The sequence below is a fragment of the Cellulomonas septica genome (assembly GCF_012396155.1).
Classification (GTDB): Bacteria; Actinomycetota; Actinomycetes; order Actinomycetales; family Cellulomonadaceae; genus Cellulomonas; species Cellulomonas septica.
The window spans coordinates 1-2,149 of sequence record NZ_JAAXOY010000604.1; the positions used below are offsets into that span (position 1 = coordinate 1).

Consider the following 2,149-nt stretch of genomic DNA (forward strand, 5'->3'; position numbering starts at 1 on the left):
TGTCCTCGTCGCCGACCACCGCGACGACCGGGCCGGTGAAGGCGCGCAGGACGTCGGTGCGGTCGGGGCGTGCGGCCATCGCGCGCTGCGACCACGCGACGCCGGCGGGCGGCTGGTCCTCGATCCAGGCGGCGAGCTGGTCGACGAGCTCGGGGCGGGCGGCACGGCTGGACTCCCCCAGCAGGCCGCTCGACATGGGACGGACGGGTTCGACGGTGCCGCCGTCCTCCGCGGCGGCGGCGATCCGCAGCCGGTTCGCGCGGGCCTCCTCGGTGTCCGCGGTCGACTTGGTGTCGACGAGCCCCAGACCGGCGACCAGGTCGGGGTGGCGCTCGAGGAGCGCGAGCGCGACGTACCCGCCCATCGACAGCCCGACGACGACGGCCCGGTCGTGGCCGGCGGCGCGCAGGTCGGCGGCGACGAGGTCCGCAGACGCGTCGAGCGACGGCTCGGGCAGTGCGTCGGCGGAACCGGGCGTGCCGGGGAGGTCGACGGCGAGGACGGTCCGGTCCCCGGGCAGCGCCTCGGCGACGGCGTCCCACATGCGGTGGTCGAGCGGGAAGCCGTGCAGCAGCACGACCGGGAGGGTGCCGGACCCGTCGGGGCCGGCGGTGCGGTACGTGTGCAGCGTCATGCGTCCTCCTCGCCGACCGCGAGCGCGGCCGGGTTCTCGGCGGTGGTGCTCGGGCCGTCCCAGGTGGTCGGCAGCGAGGGGTGGCCGGGCAGGACGTGCGCGACGACCTCGTCGAGCACGCGCCGGACGGCGGCCTCCCCCACCCACAGGTGCTTGGCGCCGTCGACGCCGACGACCTCGGCCTGCGGGACGCGCGCGAACCGGCGTCGGGCGTCGTCGGGCCGCAGGTAGTCGTCGTGCTCGGGGACGAGGACGACGAGCGGCTTGCCGAACGCGGCCCACGCGTCGAGGTCGGCGTCGGTCGCGCGGTGCAGGGGCGGCGACAGGAGGATCGCGCCCTCGATCGACGGGTCGCGTCCGTGCATGAGGGCGAGCTCGGTGCCGAACGACCAGCCGACGAGCCAGCGGCGCGGCAGGTCGTGGAACTCGGCGAACTCGATCGCGGCGTGCACGTCGAACTGCTCGCCGACGCCGCCGTCGAACGCGCCGTCGCTCGTGCCACGTGGGCTCGACGTGCCGCGCGTGTTGAAGCGGAGCACGGCGAGGTCGGCGAGCGCGGGCAGGCGCCACGCGGCCTTGCGGTAGACGTGCGAGTCCATGTAGCCGCCGTGCGTGGGCAGCGGGTGGAGCGTCACGAGCGTCGCCGCGGGGGTGGCCGGTCCGCCGTCGGGGCCGAGCGGGCGGGCGAGCTCGCCGACGAGGGTGAGGCCGTCGGCGGTGTGCAGCTCGACGTCCTCGCGGTGCGCGGGCAGGACGGTGAGGGAGCGGATCGGGGTCGCGGGCGACGTGTGCGTGCTCATCGGGCACGAGCCTAGGACGGCGCCGACGACCTCGCGGTCCGGGGGTCGCGGTCGGGCCGCCCTGCGGACACCGCGGCGACGGCGTGCTCGAGCAGGACGGCGACGCCGTCGTCGGCGTTGGACGGGAGCCGGTGGTCGGCGACCTCGAGCACCGCCGGGTAGGCGTTGGCGACCGCGAACGACGTGCCCGCCCACGCGAGCATCGGCAGGTCGTTCGGCGCGTCGCCGACGGCCCACACGGCGCGCTGGTCGATCCCCTGCGTCGCGGCCCACCGCGCGAGTCCCGCGGCCTTGGTGACGCCCGGCCCGCTGATCTCGCCCAGCCCGTGGGCGCCGGAGTCGGCGACGACGGCGAGGTCCCCGACGACGTCGACGAGCGCGTCGACGAACGCGGCGCCGTCGCTGGGCTCGGCGGACGTCCGCACGAGCAGCTTGAGCGTGGGCCCGGTGAGCAGGTCCTCGATGCGGTCGGCGGACCGCGCGTCGGGCGGGACCGGGTGGTCGCTCGCGTAGCCGAGCTCGTGCGCGAAGCCGTCGGCCCCCTCGACGGCGAGGTGCACGCGGTCGGCCCCCCAGCGCTCGCGCAGCCGCGCGACGACCGCCCCGACGACGTCTGCGGGCATGCCGTGCTGCTCGAGCACCTGGAGCGTCCCGACGTCGACGACGGACGCGCCGTTGGCGCACAGCGCGACGCCGTGCCCGGCGACGTGCGCCT

3 protein-coding genes are annotated in these 2,149 nt (G+C 76.7%); all 3 read right to left on the reverse strand.

The window, feature by feature from the left end; genetic code table 11:
- The coding region (locus tag HGA02_RS17140; protein WP_168680392.1) for an alpha/beta fold hydrolase at positions 1-634 on the reverse strand (634 nt) is incomplete at its 3' end.
- Positions 631-1,434: an alpha/beta hydrolase gene (locus tag HGA02_RS17145; RefSeq protein WP_168680394.1), complete on the reverse strand. Its 804-nt coding sequence runs from the start codon at positions 1,432-1,434 to the stop codon at positions 631-633. The genes HGA02_RS17140 and HGA02_RS17145, both read right to left, overlap by 4 nt.
- 11 nt (positions 1,435-1,445) lie before the next feature.
- On the reverse strand, positions 1,446-2,149 hold a 704-nt coding region (locus HGA02_RS17150; RefSeq protein WP_168680396.1), incomplete at its 5' end, for an HAD family hydrolase.